Consider the following 17,807-nt stretch of genomic DNA (forward strand, 5'->3'; position numbering starts at 1 on the left):
TAGTATGATTTATAAATTTTAACGAATATTAAAACATTCACAAAAAAATATATGTAGTTTTGTCAATTCAAATACCAAGCCATACTTTTACAAAAATACATTTAAAAGCGTTGCGTACACACAGTCTTAACATACTTTTTACTTTGAGTTTTACAGTGTTTATTAACACTCTAGGCTTTGCGCAAGGAGAAATCCCTAAAAAGGGCGTTGACTTACCTGCAGTAAAAACAACCGAATTACAAGTCAATACCATAATTGACACTACAAAAACTGACAAAGACAAACCTCTTTTGTCTGAAAAATCTGGCGACAGCACTACTGTAGACACCATAAAAGTCAAACCTTTACTATCTAGTACAGTTTCTTATAAAGCTAAGGATTACATGTCCTATAAGAAAAAGGAGTCCAAAATGCATCTTTATAATGAGGCTGAAGTGCTTTATGAAGATATGGAGGTTACTGCTGGTCATATTATTTTAGATTTTGATAAAGATTTAATTTATGCTAAAGGTATAATTGACGATTCGACTAAACTTTACAAACAGCGACCTGTATTTAAACAGGGTGAAAATGTCATAGAACCAGATTCTATTGTATTTAATACGGTTACTAAACAAGGGTTAATATATAATTCGGTTACCGAACAAAATGGTGGTACATTAATAACAGAAACTACTAAAAAAGTAAATGACTCAGTTTATTACTTAAAAAACGCAAAATTTACAACTGCTGAAGATTTAGAAGATCCAGAATATTATTTTTTAATTAGAACAGGTAAGTTAGTGCCTGGTAGTAAAGTTATTACTGGACTAACTAACTTATTTATATATGATGTCCCTACACCTTTAGGATTACCTTTTGCCTTTTTTCCTTTAACTAAAAAACAAACGTCAGGAGTTATTTTTCCAAGTTTTGGAGAGGATGGTAATCGTGGGTATTTTTTGCAAAATGGTGGGTATTATTTTGCCATTAGTGATTATTTTGATTTAGCATTATTAGGTGATTATTATACCAATGGTAGTTACGGTTTAAGGGTAGAAAACAAATACGCAAAACGTTATAAATTTAGAGGTAACCTAGCTTTTAGATATGAAAACTTAATTACTAGTGAGCGTGGTTTTCCGGATTATGCAAAAACAACTATATATAATTTACGTTGGTCACATCAACAAGATGCTAAAGCTAATCCAAACGCTAGATTCTCGGCTAACGTTAACTTAGGTAGTCAAAATTATTACCAACAATCTATTAACCAAATTAACTTACCTAGTACGCAAAATAATACGTTAGCGTCTTCTATTGCCTACTCTAAAACGTTTCAAGGTGAGCCACAAGTTAATATAAATTTAACAGCTTCTCACTCTCAAAACACGCAAACAGGAGCTATTAATATGACCTTACCAACCTTTCAAGGTAGTGTTGGTCGGATTTTCCCGTTTGCACCTAAAGAAGGCACAAAAAAGGGAATGCTAGAAAATATAAACGTCCAATACAATCTAAGAGCAGAAAATAGAATTACAACTACTGACGAATTTTTCTTTAAAAGTGAAATGTTTGATGATGCTAAAATAGGTGCACAACACACTATACCGTTATCAACTAACTTTAAAGTTTTTAAATATTTTAGTATGAGTGCTAGTGCAAACTTTAACGAAGTTTGGACATTAAACACTGTTAACAAATATTATGATGCTGATGAGGAAGAAATTGTAACAGAAGATATTAATGGTTTTGACAGCTTTAGGACTTATAATTTTTCTACAAGTTTAGGAACAACTATTTATGGTATGTTTAACTTTGATAAGAAAAAACAAGGTAAAAAACTGCAAGCTATAAGACACGTAATAAGACCATCTATTAGTTATAACATTAATCCTGCATTTGATAATTATTATGATACAGTAGAAGTTATAGACGCTGATGGTACTACACAATCAGAATATACACGTTTTGAAAACAATCTTTTTGGAACACCTAACAACAACTACTCTAGCTCTATTGGAATTGGAGTTTCTAATAATTTTGAAGCCAAAGTACGCGACAAGGACTCCACAGTGGTTGAACCTAAAAAGATAATACTACTTAACAACTTAAACTTTTCAACATCTTACAATGTTGCTGGTGACTCTTTAAACTGGAGTCCGATTAGAGTGACAGGAGGTACACAATTGTTTAACAATAAAATGAATATAAACTTTGGTGCCACTTTAGACCCTTATGCCTTAGACAATAATAATGTTAGAATCAATACTTATAACATTGACAATAACGGAAGTTTATTTAGAATGACAAGTGCTAACTTAACCATGGGTTATTCTTTTGATAGCAAAGGATTAAGTGCTTCTAGAGATGAAAATGAAAATGCTAGAAACGAACGTCTTTTAAGTGGTGGTCGTGATGATGATTTATTTGGTGTCTCGCAGGATTTTGCGGACTCTAGATTTTTAGATGATGATAAAGATGAAGACAAGGATGAAGAACCAAGTGAACTTTACAATTATGGAATTCCTTGGAATTTTAGATTAGCCTATGCCATAAACTACTCCAATAATGCTAGGCAAAACGAAATTTCATCACACTCGTTAATGTTCTCTGGAGATTTAGATATTGCACCACGTTGGTCCATTGGAGGTTCTTCTAGTTATGATTTTAAAAACAAAGGCTTTGGTTTAACTCAATTGCGTTTTCAAAGAGATCTTTTAAGTTGGCGAATGAATTTTACTTGGGTTCCGTTTGGCACTTATAACCGTTGGAATTTCTTTATAGGAATCAAGTCTAGTATATTACAGGATTTAAAATACGAGCAACGTCGTAAACCTGATGAAGGTTTATAAACTAACTTTAAGCTAATACATCACTTTACTTTTATGAAAAAGATAATTACTACATCAAAAGCACCTGCTCCAATTGGACCATACAATCAAGCAGTTTTAAGTGGCAATACCTTATACACTTCTGGACAAATAGCATTACATCCTGAGACAGGAGTACTTGTCATGGATGATATTAAAACAGAAACAAAACAAGTTATGGAAAACATGAAAGCGGTATTAGAAGCAGCTGACATGACCTTTGAACACGTTATAAAAACTTCAATATTTATTAGTGACATGCATAACTTTGCACAAATAAATGAAGTTTATGGTACTTATTTTATAGATGAAACTGCTCCTGCAAGAGAAACAGTTGAAGTTGCTAATTTACCTAAGTTTGTAAACGTAGAAATTAGTATGATTGCTGTTAAATAGCTTTAATTAACAGCTCTGCAGTTGCTAAATTTGTAGCCAAAGGTACGTCGTGCACATCACAAAGACGCATTAACATTAATACATCAGGCTCATGTGGGTGTTTTTCTAGAGGATCTCTAAAAAACAATACCATATGGCATTTACCTTCTGCTACTCTAGCAGCAATTTGTGCATCTCCACCTAAAGGTCCAGACAACATCCTTACCACTTCAAATCCTGCTTTTTTAACTTTTTTACCTGTAGTACCTGTAGATATTAAAGAGATTTCTTTTTGAAGTAATTTATCTTTATGCTCATTTAAAAACTGAACCATTTCAGCTTTTTTTCCATCGTGTGCAATTATAGCTATCTCCATTTAATTAATTGTATTGGTATGATAAGCTACTAACCCTTCGATTGGTCTTCTTTCAAAATTTCCTACTTTAAAATTTAGTTCTTCAGCTACAGCTTTGATTTCTTTTTGACAGAAAAATGCTATGGAACCAGCAAAATGTACAGGAACCGTTTTTAATTCTTCCTTATACTGTAAAATCATATTTTTAGCAAAACGTCTAATTCCAGATTTTATTAATTCTACTATATATTTAGAGTCTTTGTTTAAAATCATAAACTCAGCAAATTGCGCTAAATAGGCATTTGGATTGGGTTGTTTATATAGATTATACTTAATGTAATCTGCCTCTAGATTATACTTGTCAGCAAAAGCAATTCTGATATCTTCAGGCATATGGTTGTAGTAATAATCACGTAATAACTCTTTACCATAATAGTTACCAGAAGCGTCATCCATGATACTATAACCTAATGATTTTACACGTTGGTGTAATTGTTTACCATCAAAATAACTACAATTAGAGCCTGTACCTAATATACAAACTACAGCAGCTTCTGTTGGATTGTTAATAGTTGCATATACTGCAGCCATAGTATCCTCGTCAACTAAAACATCTGCATTTGGAAAAAACTCTTGCAGAATAACTTTTAACATCAATCTTGGTTTTTCTGTACCACAACCTGCTCCATAAAAAAAGACATGCGTTACAACCTCTTTATTGTCCTTTAATGCTGCACTTTTTTTTAAGATTTTTTTAATCTTTTTTTCATTCAGTATTGCAGGATTTAAACCTTTTGTACGGATTTTTTCTAATAATTGGTTCCCGTCTTTATCGACTGCAATCCAATCACATTTTGTAGAGCCACTATCAACAACTAAAATCATATTTTGAATATTTATGGTAAGATAAAAAAAAGCACAGTAACTAGATAAAATTTATCTATTTACTGTGCTAAAATTATAAAAAACTACACGTATTATAGTGTATTAATTTTTTGAGCTAAGTCAACTAATTTATTAGAATATCCAAACTCATTATCATACCATGATACTAATTTGAAAAACTTAGAATTTAACTCGATAGCAGAGTCTGCATCAAAAACGCTTGTTTGCACTTCGCTAACAAAATCTTGAGAGACTACAGCATCTTCAGTATAACCTAAAACACCTTTCATAGCGCCTTCAGAAGCTTTTTTCATAGCTGCTTTAATGTCTTCTAAAGATGTATCTTTTTTAGTTCTTACTGTTAAATCTACTACAGAGACGTCGGCTGTTGGTACTCTAAAAGCCATACCAGTTAATTTACCATCTAATTCTGGAATTACTTTTCCTACTGCTTTTGCAGCTCCTGTAGATGTTGGAATAATGTTATTTAATGCACTACGACCTAAACGATAATTTTTAGGTGAAGGCGCATCCACAGTAAATTGTGTAGACGTTGCTGCGTGAATTGTAGTCATTAATGCTTCTTCAATTCCAAAATTATCTTCAATAACTTTAGCGATTGGTGCTAAACAGTTAGTTGTACAAGACGCGTTAGAAACGATAGTATCTGCTGCTGTTAATTTATCGTCATTTACACCCATTACAAACATTGGTGCATCTTTACTTGGTGCAGAGATTACTACTTTTTTAGCACCACCTTCAATATGGTAATTAGCTGTTTCTAAAGTTGTAAAAATACCTGTACATTCTGCAACTACATCTGCACCTGCTTGATCCCATTTTAAGTTTTTTGGATCTCTTTCTGCTGTAATACGAATCGTTTTTCCGTCAACAACAAGGTTTCCGTCTTTTACTTCGATAGTACCATCAAATCTTCCGTGTACAGAGTCATACTGTAATAAGTAAGCTAAATGGTCTACATCTAACAAATCGTTAATTGCAACAACCTCTACGTCACTACGTTTTACTGTCGCTCTAAAAACGATACGACCAATTCTACCAAATCCGTTAATTCCTAATTTTAATGTTGACATATTATTTTTTTTATTTGTAATCAGTTTATATTATGTGGTCATGATATCTGACACACGTATCAATTCTTCGTTAATTTTTGATTTTCCTTTTACTGCTTGTTCTAAAGGTGTTAATTGTATGGTATCGCTTAATAATCCAACCATATAATTAGACTTACCTTCTAATAGACTTTCTACTGCTTTTACACCCATTCTACTTGCTAAAACGCGGTCAAAACAAGATGGTGAGCCACCACGTTGCATATGTCCTAAAACTGAGACACGTACTTCGTATTCTGTCATATTTTCTTCGACATAATCTTTAAGTTCAAAAACGTTTTTACCAATTTTATCACCTTCGGCTACAACAACAATACTAGATGATTTACCTGACAATTTACTGCGTCTTAAAGACTCTAATAATCTATCTAAACCTAAATCTTCTTCAGGAATTAAAATCTCTTCTGCTCCTGCTCCAACACCTACGTTTAAAGCAATATGACCAACGTCACGACCCATAACCTCGACAAAAAATAGTCTGTTATGAGAACTTGCTGTATCTCTAATTTTATCGATAACTTCCACAACAGTATTTAAAGCGGTATCATAACCTAATGTATGTGATGTACCGTAAATATCATTATCAATTGTCCCTGGTATTCCCATTACTGGGAAATCAAATTCTTGATTAAAAATTAATGCTCCTGTAAAAGTACCATCTCCACCAATAACGACTAAGCCATCAATGTTTGCTTCTTTTAATACATTGTATGCTTTTTGACGTCCTTCTTTAGTACGAAACTCTTTAGATCTTGCAGATTTTAAGATAGTTCCTCCTTTATTAATAATACCTTTTACGTTACGAGCAGTTAATTCTTTAAAATCTCCTTCTATCATTCCTTCATAGCCACGATAGATTCCAGCACATTCTATATTATAGTATGCACATGTTCGGGCTACAGAACGGATGGCTGCATTCATCCCAGGAGCATCTCCTCCAGAAGTCATTACAGCTATTTTTTTTATGGTTTTTGACATGTATTTTTTATTATCAAAGTAAAATTACTAAACAAATATTATATATGACATCGGTTTTAACAAAATTTTGCAATAAGCGCAAAACTATAACGTTTTCGTTAATAACTTAATAAAATACAGGCTATTAAATGAAGAAAAATACAGAATTGATAATCTGTTATTCCTCTTCTTTGATGGTCATATTTTGAGGAAAAGGGGAATTGTTTTCAGGTTTTTTTTCCGGAGTTTCGTCTTCAGAAATTATACCTTCGTTTTCATCTTCTTTTTTAGGATTGAAGATTTTACGCATTAACTCGCCAAACGTATCAAAGGATACACTATAGGATATACCTACACCTTGTGTGTAACCAATCTCTTCTCCAAAATTACGGATACTATTTTCGCGATTAAACACTTTTGCTGTAAGTGTACCTTCCTCGTTAAGTAAAAAGTCTACTTGTACATCTCCAGCGATTACAGAATCACCTAAACCACCAACAGGAACACCGACTTTACCGTTAATTAATACACGATCAGATATTTTGGTTTGTAATGTCAAACCTACACGATTGTCTGTTTGATATTCTGGGTTATTTGTACCAGCTTCAAAATTAACACCAATATCAAATTTACCATCTCCACTAGATAACAGATTATTAACTAGTCCATTTAATCTTTCAGTTAAGGTACCTGTAAAATTAATATCATTTAACCCACTACTAAACGCACCTGTTGCTATTAAAAATAAGGCTTGACTTTCTTTTTCTTCATTAGTATCTAATCTATAATCCAGCTCTGATTTAATTGTTGAGCTTGTAGTTGGAAAATCAAATTGATAGGCTATCTCTGGTCTTTCTAACCTATCTGTTAAAGCCAAAGTCAGCTCGACAGGAATACTTCTATTAATAGGATTATCTAATAAAGGTGATGGATTAGCACGCGTTAAATATTTAGCTTTAATATTTATAATGGCGTCTAATGGTTTACCATTCCATGCTAAACTACTAGTGTAAGGCTCAACAATAAATTTTTTCTGAATAACACCTCCATAAAAGAAGTTATAAACCCCTTCATACACCACAAAGTCACCATACATATTAAATTTATTATTGGTATTTATTTCAATTAATAAACCACCAACACCACGACCTTTAATAGTACTTCCTGAAGTTTTGTCTATTAAAATTTCTATTTCTGCGTCCTCGGTAACATCTAATTCAAAATTTAAATCTAAACCTGAATCTGTCTCATTTTCTAAAACAACACCTTCTTGTTTAGCTTTTTTTTCTTCTGGACTTAAAAAATGAATGATTGAATTATCTCCAAAGGATTCGTTATCATTTAAAGGAATTTTAAAGACGGTTCCTTTTTTAGTTTCACCAATAACATTAATACTTAAACTCTCGGTTGGTCCAAAAATAGAGGCTGATCCACCAATAAAACCAGTACCATAATATAAAGACTCTTCGGTTTCTTTCGTATCTAAAACTAGTAATCGTTGTGTTTCTAGATTTAAATCTAATTTCCATTTAGAAAAATTAGTATGACTAATACTTCCATCTAATACACCTTTAGACGCCTCTTTAGTATCTGTTATATTAATAGTATTAAATATAAAACTTTGGTTTTTTAATGTTACAGAAGCATCATCCTGAAATGCATAATCCACATTTAAATAAGGTACACCTAAACCACCATTATTTATATTTAACTGTCCATTAAAATTAGGCTTGTCCAAGCTACCTATTACTTTAGCTTTACCAAAGACATCACCTCTAATATCACTTAAAACACCTTCTAGGAATGGATTAAGAATTTTTAAATTGAATTTATTAAAGTCCAAATCCACATCAATTGAAGCATTATCTGCTGCTACATTAACGTTACCTTTTGCTGTAAATGAATTGGTATCGTCATCTTTAATCTTAGCATCTACAACATAACTGGATAGCGTTGCATTACCTGCAATTTTTGCATCAAAAGACCCTAAAAATGTGTCGTTTACCTCTAAATCGTCAATGATAATTGAGGAGTTTGGCAAGTAGCTTCCGTTTTGTTGTAATACATCTAACTTACCATTTATATTTCCTGCTAAGGATAAACCATCAAAATCTGGTACAATCTTATTTAAATCAACATCTTTAAAATTTAATTTTATGTCTTTGTAGGTTGAGTCTTTTATGATTCCTGCTAGTTTAATTTCTTCATTTTCATGATTCATAACTAACTCCTCAATTTTAAAGTCTTTAAAATCCCTGTCAAATATTACTTTATTTAACTTGTTTTTTTCTTCATTTACATACCATTTATTGCCTTTAAAAGTAACATCACTCTTTTTAAAACCAACTACAGATTGGTTGTCTTTATTGATGGTATGATAAAAACTTAGGTTGTAAAAATCGTCATTACGCTTACCTCCTTTAAACTCTGATCTCATGAACAATGTATCGTTTAAAGTCACGTTAATTAAATTAAACTTAGACACGCTATAGTGTTTAGTATATACACTATCCACTTCTACGTAAGTATTAAATAATGGGTTATTATTATCCACTTGCACCTCAATTGCATCTGCAAAGTAATCTAGCAACTTAATTTTTGGTGATTTAAAGGTTAGTTTAAATGCTTTTTCGTTACTCTCTACACGTCCTTTAATAAAAGTATTGGCTCCTACCTCTAGTTCTGGCAAAAAGACTTCAATTATTTTATTATAAATTTTAAAGTTAAAATCTACATATTGATTACCTTCAATTTTATTTGGAACATAATTAGTGTAGATACTTTTAAGTGAATTTTCAAATAACAACTCTAGGTCATTAAACTTAAAATTTCCTTTTAATTGTCCTTCGACAATTTCTGGAGAGTTGACTTTAATAAATCGCTCGTCTTCAATAAACTCTGAGCTAATGGCAAAATCCTTAAAGGTATAGGTGTCATTCTCGTTAATATAAACTGTGTTTTTAAAATTGATACTTCCAACAGCGTCGTCTATATTATTAGCAGTCATTTTCATGTCAACAATACCTTTAAACTCTGATTGCTCATCTCTGTTATAAAAGTTAAGCGCTTTTAAATTGGCATAATCTACTTTGGCAACAAAGTCAAATGTTCTGACATCTTTAGATAAATCTGCTAAACCATTAAACTCTAGTTGTAAGTTTTTATCATTCGCAACTAATTTACCATTAAATTTACTTTGTTTGTATTGACCATTAACTACAATACCTTGGTAATTATATTTATTATAATTTATGCTATAAATATCTCCTTTAAGTTGAGTTTTTAGGTTTTCTTTTTTAAAACCAACACCATCAACATCTACATTTAAAGAGGTACTACCTAAATTAGGGTCGTCTAACATTTTACCCAAATTAAACTCGTCTAAAATAATATTACCTTTATAAGATGCATAATCTATATTATCTATATTAGACATCTCTAAATTAGAATTTACAAATCCTAAAGAGGTACTTATTTCTAGATTAGCCTTAATTTTTTGAGTTGTAATATTAGTGTTTCCAACTACCTTAAAATTACCTAACTTATCAAATATAGAAGGAATAGACTCTCCTAAAACATTTGGCAGTAATGCTTTTAAATCTTTATAATTAGAAGATAAATTTTCAAAATTACCTTGCATTGAAAAGTTGTTGTCTGCTGTATTAAATAAGTTTTTAAAATTAAGTGTTCCGTAAATTTTAGTATTTCGGCTAGTCTCTAACTTTAAATTTTCAGCAGTAAGATTATTTAGCGTACCTGATAATTTTGTAGAAAAATCTGCTCTTTGGTTTATACCAAATTCGTTGTAAAACACATTTAATTCATCTAACAACACACTTCCTTCAGTAAAGTTAGCTTCTACTTTAACTTTATCTTCAAACTCTTTAAAATCTGCTCTGTTATAACTAAAAACTAAATCACCTTGCAAGTAGGATTCAGGTGTTTTTAAGTTTAAATCATCAAAACGCATTTGAGACAATGTGTAAGAAAAATTGGAGGTTAAATTTTCTAATCTTAAACCACGACTGTCTACAAATTGCATGGTATTTATTCTGGTTTTGACATCACTACCATCAATAACAAAATTGGTTCCATTTAAATTAATACCATGAAAATTAAGTATTTCTGGTGTCTCCTTGTTATAGTTTATAAAATTAAACGTTCCGTTAGAAATTGTTACATCACTAGAGGATAATAAAAAGGTGCTTTTTTCTGGTCTAGGGTTATCGTCGTCAAACCTAGCCACAAATACATCAAGATTAGTATCTGTTTCGTCCTTATAGGTTACAATATTAAAAACTAAATCTTCTAACTTAATATCTGCAAAGTTTAATTTTCCATTATATAAATTTCTAAAATTAACAATTGAGGTATTTAACTCGGTTGCACTTATAAGTGTGTCTTTTTTGTAATCTCTAATTAAAACCCCTTTAATCTCAACGTCTCCATTAAACTGAAGTCCAACCTTTTCTATATTAATATTGGTTTTATATTGGTCGTTTACCCAATTAGTAGCAGATTTACCTAAACGCGTTTGGACAGCTGGAATAGATAAAACTAACACCAAAATGACGAATAATAATAGCAATATTGCTACCAGTTTACCTATTATTTTTAGAGTTTTTTTGATACTACTTTTAAAGTTAAAAATTATACGGAATAACTTACTTTTGTAATTATAATAACAAATGTAATTGAGTTGTTAAACATTTCATCAAAATTAACAATTATTATGCCTAAAAATAACTAATGACTTCACAAAATATTTATATACTCGGAATTGAAAGTTCTTGTGATGATACAGCAGCTTCTGTTATCCTTAACGGAAAAATATTAAGCAATGTTATTGCCAATCAAAAAATACATGAAGCTTATGGTGGTGTTGTACCAGAATTAGCCTCTAGAGCACATCAACAAAATATTGTTCCTGTGGTTGATCAAGCTTTAAAACAAGCAGGAATAACTAAAGACCAACTTAATGCTATAGCATTTACAAAAGGTCCAGGGTTAATGGGAAGCCTACTTGTAGGTACGTCGTTTGCAAAATCGTTAGCTTATGGATTAAACATACCTTTAATAGACGTCAACCATATGCAAGCTCATATTTTGGCTCACTTTATAGATGAAGAGGGTTTTAACAAACCGCCTTTTCCTTTTTTAGCAATGACTATTTCTGGTGGACACACTCAAATTGTAAAAGTTAAGCACTACTTTGATATGGAAGTTATTGGCGAAACTATTGACGATGCAGTTGGAGAAGCTTTTGATAAAAGTGGTAAAATTTTAGGGTTAGGTTATCCAGCAGGTCCACAAATAGATAAACTTGCAAAGTTGGGTAATCCTAAAGCGTTTGCTTTTACCAAGCCAAAAGTAGATGGTCTTAACTTTAGTTTTTCTGGATTTAAAACTGCTGTTTTATACTTTATCCAAAAACAAGTTAAATTAAACCCTAATTTTATAGCCGAAAACCTTAACGATATTTGTGCGTCAATACAATACACCATTATCGGCATTTTGACTGACAAATTAAAAAAAGCAGTCAAACAAACTGGTATAAAACATATTGCGATTGGTGGTGGTGTATCTGCTAATAGCGGAATAAGACAAGCTTTAAAAGAAGCCGAAACCAAACACGGTTGGACAACCTACGTGCCAAAATTTGAATTTACAACAGATAATGCTGCAATGATAGCCATAGTTGGTTATCTCAAATATTTAGATGGTGACTTTGCAGAGCAAAATGTTATGGCTAATTCTAGACTAAAAATATAACAGCAATATTAGCAAATACCATTAATTACGCTTCACTTAAACTTAAATTTTGTTTTTTTGTTGAAATAAAATTATTTAAAAAAAATGAAAACCTTTATTAGACTTACTATTTGCCTACTAACCCTTTCTGTTTACGCTCAAAAAGATTTAGAAAAAGAATTAGATACAATAGTAACTGTAGAACAAGCTGAAAAATTTTTAGTAAATAAAAAATCTAGAAAAAATAAAATTTTAATTTTTAACGAAGAAAAGCACAAAACAAAACTTGCTACAAAATTATTGAGCACGAGTGTTGGTAGTACAGAAGTTGTTAAATCTGAATTTACAACCACTCATTATAAGGTTATTGACAAAACTGACGAAAGACATTATCGTATTAGTTACATATATTTTGATGGAAATGCATTGGACGCGACACAAATTGTAGAATACAAAAATGAAATTTTTAAATCTTACGAAGAAGGCATTAGTTTTGACGACTTAGCTAAGCGCTACTCAATGGATAAAAATGCAAAACGAGGTGGCGATTCTGGTTGGCTAAAAGAAGGAAGTATGCCTGTAGAAGTTGAAGAACAAGCCTTTAATTTAGATAATAAATTAGACACACTATACACTATCAGAGTACCAGAAAGTAATGGTTTTTACATTGTCTTAAAAACCGAAAGAATTAAAAAAATTAAAGAAATTAAAGTGCTAAAAGTGATAGCAAAATAAGGTTATATGCAATTATTTTATAATCCAAATATAGCTCCAGATACTATTCAATTTTCGTTTCCAAAAGACGAAAGTAGACATATTGTTAAAGTGCTTAGAAAAAAAACAGGTGACCAACTTAATATTACTAATGGAAAAGGTTACTTATTTGAAGCAGAATTAACCATTGCTGATCAAAAAAACTGTGTTGTTAATATTTTAAAAACCACACATCAAGCGCCTAAAGATTATCAATTACATTTAGCAGTTGCACCTACTAAAATGAATGATCGTTATGAATGGTTTTTAGAAAAAGCAACCGAAATAGGTATTACTAGCATTACTCCTATAATTTGCGACCATAGCGAAAGAAAAGTAGTTAAAATTGAGCGATTTGATAAAATTATTCAATCTGCAATGAAGCAATCTTTAAGTTGCTACTACCCTGTTTTAAATGATCCAATTTCATTTAAAGACTACATAAATCAAGACTTTAGTGGTGATTTATTTATTGCGCACTGTGAGGATACCGATAAAAAATCTTTAAAATTTCAGGCACTTCCAAAAAAAGAAATCACAATTTTAATTGGACCAGAAGGCGATTTTTCTGTTAAAGAAATAAAAATGGCAATTCAGAATAAATTTATTCCTGTAACTTTGGGAGAAACAAGGCTACGTACAGAGACTGCTGCAATTGTAGCATGTCATAGTATTGCTTTTATAAACGAGTAATTTATGAAGCTAAGACACTTTATTATATTTTCTTTATTCTCAGCTTTTTTACACAGTCAGGATTTAGCAATATTAAAGTACAAAGGTGGTGGAGACTGGTACAGTAATCCAACTGCATTACCCAATCTGATTAAATTTTGTAATGCCAATATTGATACCAAAATAAACGATAAGCCAGAAACTGTAGATGCTGGAAGTGTGGATATATTTAGGTTCCCGTTGTTACATATGACAGGTCATGGAAATGTCTTGTTTGATGATGATGAAGCTGAAAATTTACGTAACTATTTAAAATCTGGTGGTTTTTTACATATTGACGACAATTACGGTATGCAACCGTATGTTATTACTGCATTAAAACAAATATTTCCTAACAAAGAATTAAAAGAATTACCAACCTCGCATCCTATTTTTAGCACTGCATTTGTATTTAAAGATGGCTTACCAAAAATACATGAACATGACGGTAAACGTCCACAAGCATTTGGATTGTATCATGACCAACGCTTAGTGGTTTTATTTACTTTTGAAAGCGATTTAGGTGATGGTTGGGAAGATCCAGAAGTACACAATGACCCAGAAGACATTAGGCTTAAAGCTCTAAAAATGGGAGCCAACATTGTTAAATATGCATTTGAAAATTAAAACTTAAAAGTATATTTTCTATTAAAGACTTTCAGTTATATTAGCCTAAGTAATTATATTTCAACATAAAATATCTTAACTTACTACTAAGTTTATTTACTAAATTAATTAAATAGTATTAATCAATTTGCAACTTACACACTACACTACCAAATTTAATCAACAACAGTTCCCGATAACAGTTGTTTGCGAAAACGTTTCAAATGCACCTAATATAGGTAGCCTTTTTAGAGCTTGTGATGCTTTTGGTATTGAAAAATTAATATTTTGTGGAACAGACATTCCATTAGGTCGTAAAATGACAAAAACATCTAGATCCACCGAAAAATCTGTAAATTACCAAATACAAAAATCAGCATTAGATGTAGTAACTAAATTAAAGCAGGACAATTATTTTATAATTTCTTTAGAAATATCAACCAATAGTCAAGCTTTAAACAATATAAATTTTAATATTGGAAAGCCAATCGCTATTATAATAGGTGATGAAAACTTTGGCGTGTCTGAAGATATACTAAATATAAGTGACGCAATTGTACATATTAATATGTATGGTCAAAATAGTAGTATGAATGTTGTACAAGCGACAAGTATTACGTTATATGAAATTACTAAACAGTTATCGCAAAAATAAATTTCAATAATTATATATTTACATACATGACATCAAAAACAATTGCAAACGGGATTTTAAAAGCATGTGCTGTCCTAATAGGACTTGCCTTATTAATATGGTTTGTATACAAAATACAATCTGTAATTGTTTATGTCGTAATTGCTGGAGTGGTGTCCTTGTTAGGACGACCATTAGTTGTGTTTTTAAAAAGCAAATTAAAATTTTCAGACACCTTAGCGGTAGTCACAACTATGCTTCTATTTTTAGGATTAGTCTTTGGATTAATAAGTCTATTTATTCCATTAATTTTAGAGCAAGGTCAAAACTTATCTTTATTAGACATAGACCTATTGCAATCTAATATTGAAAACTTATATAAAGAAGCCATTAGTCACTTTGGATTAAGTAGCAATGAAGTTGAAGATTCTTTTAAAAATTCAAAAATAATGTCTAAAATTAATTTTGGAGTTATACCAGAGTTTTTAAACTATTTTATTTCAGGATTAGGAAGTTTTAGTATTGGACTATTTTCGGTACTATTTATCTCTTTTTTCTTCCTAAAAGACAGTAAATTAATGAGTACTGGTTTGATAACTGTACTTCCAAAAAAACACGAAAAAAGACTTAGAAAATCATTTGTCACAATACGCGATTTATTAACTAGATACTTTGGTGGATTACTATTACAACTTTTAATTCTTTTTACTATTTATTCTATTGTATTATTAATTTTTGGAATTGAAAACGCTGTAATTATAGCAACACTATGTGCTTTATTAAATATTATTCCATACGTTGGCCCAATAATTAGTGCCTTTTTACTTATACTATTAAGCATGTCTAGTAATTTAGGCGAAAACTTTAGCGATGTAATCCTACCAAAAACAATGTATGTCATGATTGGGTTTATAATAGCACAACTTGTAGATAATTTTATAAGTCAACCTTTTATTTTTTCTAAAAGTGTTAACTCGCATCCATTGGAGATTTTTTTAGTAATTATAATAGCAGGATTACTGTTTGGTATTGTAGGCATGATATTGGCAATTCCAACATATACTGCTATAAAAGTAATTTCTAAAGAGTTTTTATCAGAATACAGAATCGTAAATAAATTGACACAAGGATTAGATGACTAGTTTTAATAAAGAAATCTTAGATTTAACAATTCAAGAATTTATTAATCAAAATATCAATTCCAATATATCTAAATTAGCTTTAAAAGGAATACCATTTTCGCATAATTTAAAACAAGATATAATTACACAAATTGAATCAAAAAAAAAGTGTGAAAAAAAATTACCAACTTGGTTCAATTCACAAAACATCTTTTTTCCACCAAAACTAAATATTGAACAAACCTCCTCAGAGGTCACTGCTAAATATAAAGCTGATATAATAACTGGCAATTCTATTATAGATATAACAGGTGGTTTTGGCGTAGATTGCTATTATTTTTCAAAAAAAGTAAAATCTGTAATACATTGTGATTTAAATATAAATTTATCACAGATTGTAAAGTATAATGCGTCTATATTAAAAACAAATAACATAGAGTTTTATGCAAATGATGGTATTCAGATATTAAAATCAATAAATAAAAAAGTAGATTGGATATACATAGATCCATCTAGAAGAAATGATATTAAAGGAAAAGTTATTTTATTAAAAGACTGCTTACCAAATGTTCCAAAGTATTTAGATACGTTGTTTGACTTCTCTAAAAACATAATGATTAAAACATCTCCTATTTTAGATATATCCTCTGGTATTAACGAATTAAAAAATGTCAAACACATACATTGTATCGCAGTAAATAATGAAGTTAAAGAACTATTGTGGGTATTAGAAAAAGGATATAACGCTCCAATCGAAATTAAAACTGTAAATATTACAAATACCGAAGAGCAACATTTTAATTTTTATTTAAATCAAGAATCTGAAGTTTTCCCGTCTTATAGTAAACCTTTAAACTACCTATATGAGCCTAATGCTGCAATCTTAAAGTCTGGAGCATTTAATAGTGTAGCAATTCAACAAAATATTTATAAACTACATAAACACTCTCATCTTTATACAAGTATTAATTTATTAGAATTTCCTGGTAGACGTTTTAAAATTTTAAAAACGACGGACTACAATAAAAAAAATTACAAAAAAGAAATTAATTTAGATGTTGCAAATGTTACTACAAGAAATTTTCCTGAAACAGTAGCTCAAATAAGAAAGAAGTTTAAAATTAAAGATGGTGGTAAAAACTATTTGTTTTTTACCACCATCTCTAAAAACTCAAAAATTATAATCAGTTGCGCTAAGATTTAATCTAAAGCTAAAATAATTGGTTCATTAATTTGATTAAGACTATTAATCACAATCTCAACTTTTGTGCACGTAGCCATTTCTAAAACAATTTTACTATCTTTTATATTATTGTCAGTACCATCAATACTAAAAATTGTTTGTCCTTCATTAAAACTTGACCAAGTAGAAGATGTACCAGGTGCAACATTTAAGACTTCAATCACATTTTGATCAGTATCGATAATTGTGAAGGTATAAGTTATCGTTCCATTGTTAACTAGCCTTGATTGTGGGTCTTGGTTATCACAAAAAACAGATGTTGTAGTATTAGATATTTTTGTAGAATTATTAGTGTTTTCATCCTCTAAAGATTCTAGACTACAACTAGTTGCTAAAAAAAATAGGCATAGACATGCCACGAATTTAAGTAGGTTATTCATTTTTTAAAATTATTATATGTAAACTTTTGCTTACATATCGATTTGGGAGTG

Annotated in this window: 15 protein-coding genes; 9 read left to right on the forward strand and 6 right to left on the reverse strand. The window is 30.5% G+C overall.

Annotation, left to right across the window (positions count from 1 at the left end; all coding sequences use genetic code 11):
• Nucleotides 1-59 precede the first annotated feature (59 nt).
• Entirely contained in the window at nt 60-2,834 is a 2,775-nt protein-coding gene (locus tag M890_RS0103680) for a putative LPS assembly protein LptD (RefSeq protein WP_028282230.1), read from the forward strand.
• A 33-nt stretch (nt 2,835-2,867) separates the two neighbouring features.
• A complete protein-coding gene (locus M890_RS0103685) occupies nt 2,868-3,248 on the forward strand; it encodes a Rid family detoxifying hydrolase (protein ID WP_028282231.1) in 381 nt (126 codons plus the stop codon).
• Here M890_RS0103685 and M890_RS0103690 read toward each other — a convergent pair.
• The 5 genes from M890_RS0103690 to M890_RS0103710 all read right to left on the reverse strand — a co-directional run bounded on the left by M890_RS0103690 (nt 3,241) and on the right by M890_RS0103710 (nt 11,145).
• On the reverse strand, nt 3,241-3,603 hold the full coding sequence (locus M890_RS0103690) for a methylglyoxal synthase (protein ID WP_028282232.1): 363 nt from the start codon (nt 3,601-3,603) through the stop codon (nt 3,241-3,243). The two genes, M890_RS0103685 and M890_RS0103690, sit on opposite strands and share 8 nt — an antisense overlap.
• Nucleotides 3,604-4,467 (reverse strand): N-acetylglucosamine kinase, encoded by an 864-nt coding sequence (locus tag M890_RS0103695; protein ID WP_028282233.1) that lies wholly within the window; start codon nt 4,465-4,467, stop codon nt 3,604-3,606.
• A gap of 92 nt (nt 4,468-4,559) precedes the next feature.
• A complete protein-coding gene (gap, locus tag M890_RS0103700; protein ID WP_028282234.1) occupies nt 4,560-5,561 on the reverse strand; it encodes a type I glyceraldehyde-3-phosphate dehydrogenase in 1,002 nt (333 codons plus the stop codon).
• Between the two features lie 30 nt (nt 5,562-5,591).
• Nucleotides 5,592-6,578, reverse strand: a complete 987-nt coding sequence (pfkA, locus tag M890_RS0103705; protein WP_028282235.1) for a 6-phosphofructokinase — start codon at nt 6,576-6,578, stop codon at nt 5,592-5,594.
• A 157-nt stretch (nt 6,579-6,735) separates the two neighbouring features.
• Nucleotides 6,736-11,145: a translocation/assembly module TamB domain-containing protein gene (locus M890_RS0103710; protein WP_232219123.1), complete on the reverse strand. Its 4,410-nt coding sequence runs from the start codon at nt 11,143-11,145 to the stop codon at nt 6,736-6,738.
• A gap of 161 nt (nt 11,146-11,306) precedes the next feature.
• Between M890_RS0103710 and tsaD the strand changes: the two genes are divergently transcribed.
• From tsaD to M890_RS0103745, 7 genes are all read left to right on the forward strand, one after another.
• Nucleotides 11,307-12,329: a tRNA (adenosine(37)-N6)-threonylcarbamoyltransferase complex transferase subunit TsaD gene (gene tsaD / locus M890_RS0103715; protein WP_028282237.1), complete on the forward strand. Its 1,023-nt coding sequence runs from the start codon at nt 11,307-11,309 to the stop codon at nt 12,327-12,329.
• Nucleotides 12,330-12,413: 84 nt separating this feature from the next.
• A complete protein-coding gene (locus tag M890_RS0103720; RefSeq protein ID WP_028282238.1) occupies nt 12,414-13,043 on the forward strand; it encodes a peptidylprolyl isomerase in 630 nt (209 codons plus the stop codon).
• Nucleotides 13,044-13,049: 6 nt separating this feature from the next.
• A complete protein-coding gene (locus M890_RS0103725; RefSeq protein ID WP_028282239.1) occupies nt 13,050-13,754 on the forward strand; it encodes a 16S rRNA (uracil(1498)-N(3))-methyltransferase in 705 nt (234 codons plus the stop codon).
• A 3-nt stretch (nt 13,755-13,757) separates the two neighbouring features.
• Nucleotides 13,758-14,399 carry a DUF4159 domain-containing protein gene (locus tag M890_RS0103730; protein WP_028282240.1) on the forward strand — a complete coding sequence of 214 codons (642 nt, stop codon included), beginning with the start codon at nt 13,758-13,760 and terminating at the stop codon, nt 14,397-14,399.
• 127 nt (nt 14,400-14,526) lie between these two features.
• A complete protein-coding gene (locus M890_RS0103735; protein WP_028282241.1) occupies nt 14,527-15,033 on the forward strand; it encodes a TrmH family RNA methyltransferase in 507 nt (168 codons plus the stop codon).
• A gap of 26 nt (nt 15,034-15,059) precedes the next feature.
• Entirely contained in the window at nt 15,060-16,154 is a 1,095-nt protein-coding gene (locus M890_RS0103740) for an AI-2E family transporter (RefSeq protein ID WP_028282242.1), read from the forward strand.
• The gene (locus M890_RS0103745) at nt 16,147-17,337 is read left to right on the forward strand and encodes a THUMP-like domain-containing protein (protein ID WP_036597067.1); all 1,191 of its coding nucleotides are present in this window, start codon (nt 16,147-16,149) and stop codon (nt 17,335-17,337) included. Before M890_RS0103740 ends, M890_RS0103745 begins: the two co-directional genes overlap by 8 nt.
• Here the strand turns inward: M890_RS0103745 and M890_RS0103750 are convergent.
• Entirely contained in the window at nt 17,334-17,756 is a 423-nt protein-coding gene (locus tag M890_RS0103750) for a hypothetical protein (protein WP_028282244.1), read from the reverse strand. The two genes, M890_RS0103745 and M890_RS0103750, sit on opposite strands and share 4 nt — an antisense overlap.
• Nucleotides 17,757-17,807: the final 51 nt, after the last annotated feature.

Source organism: Olleya marilimosa CAM030, from assembly GCF_000518485.1.
Taxonomy (GTDB): domain Bacteria; phylum Bacteroidota; class Bacteroidia; order Flavobacteriales; family Flavobacteriaceae; genus Olleya; species Olleya marilimosa.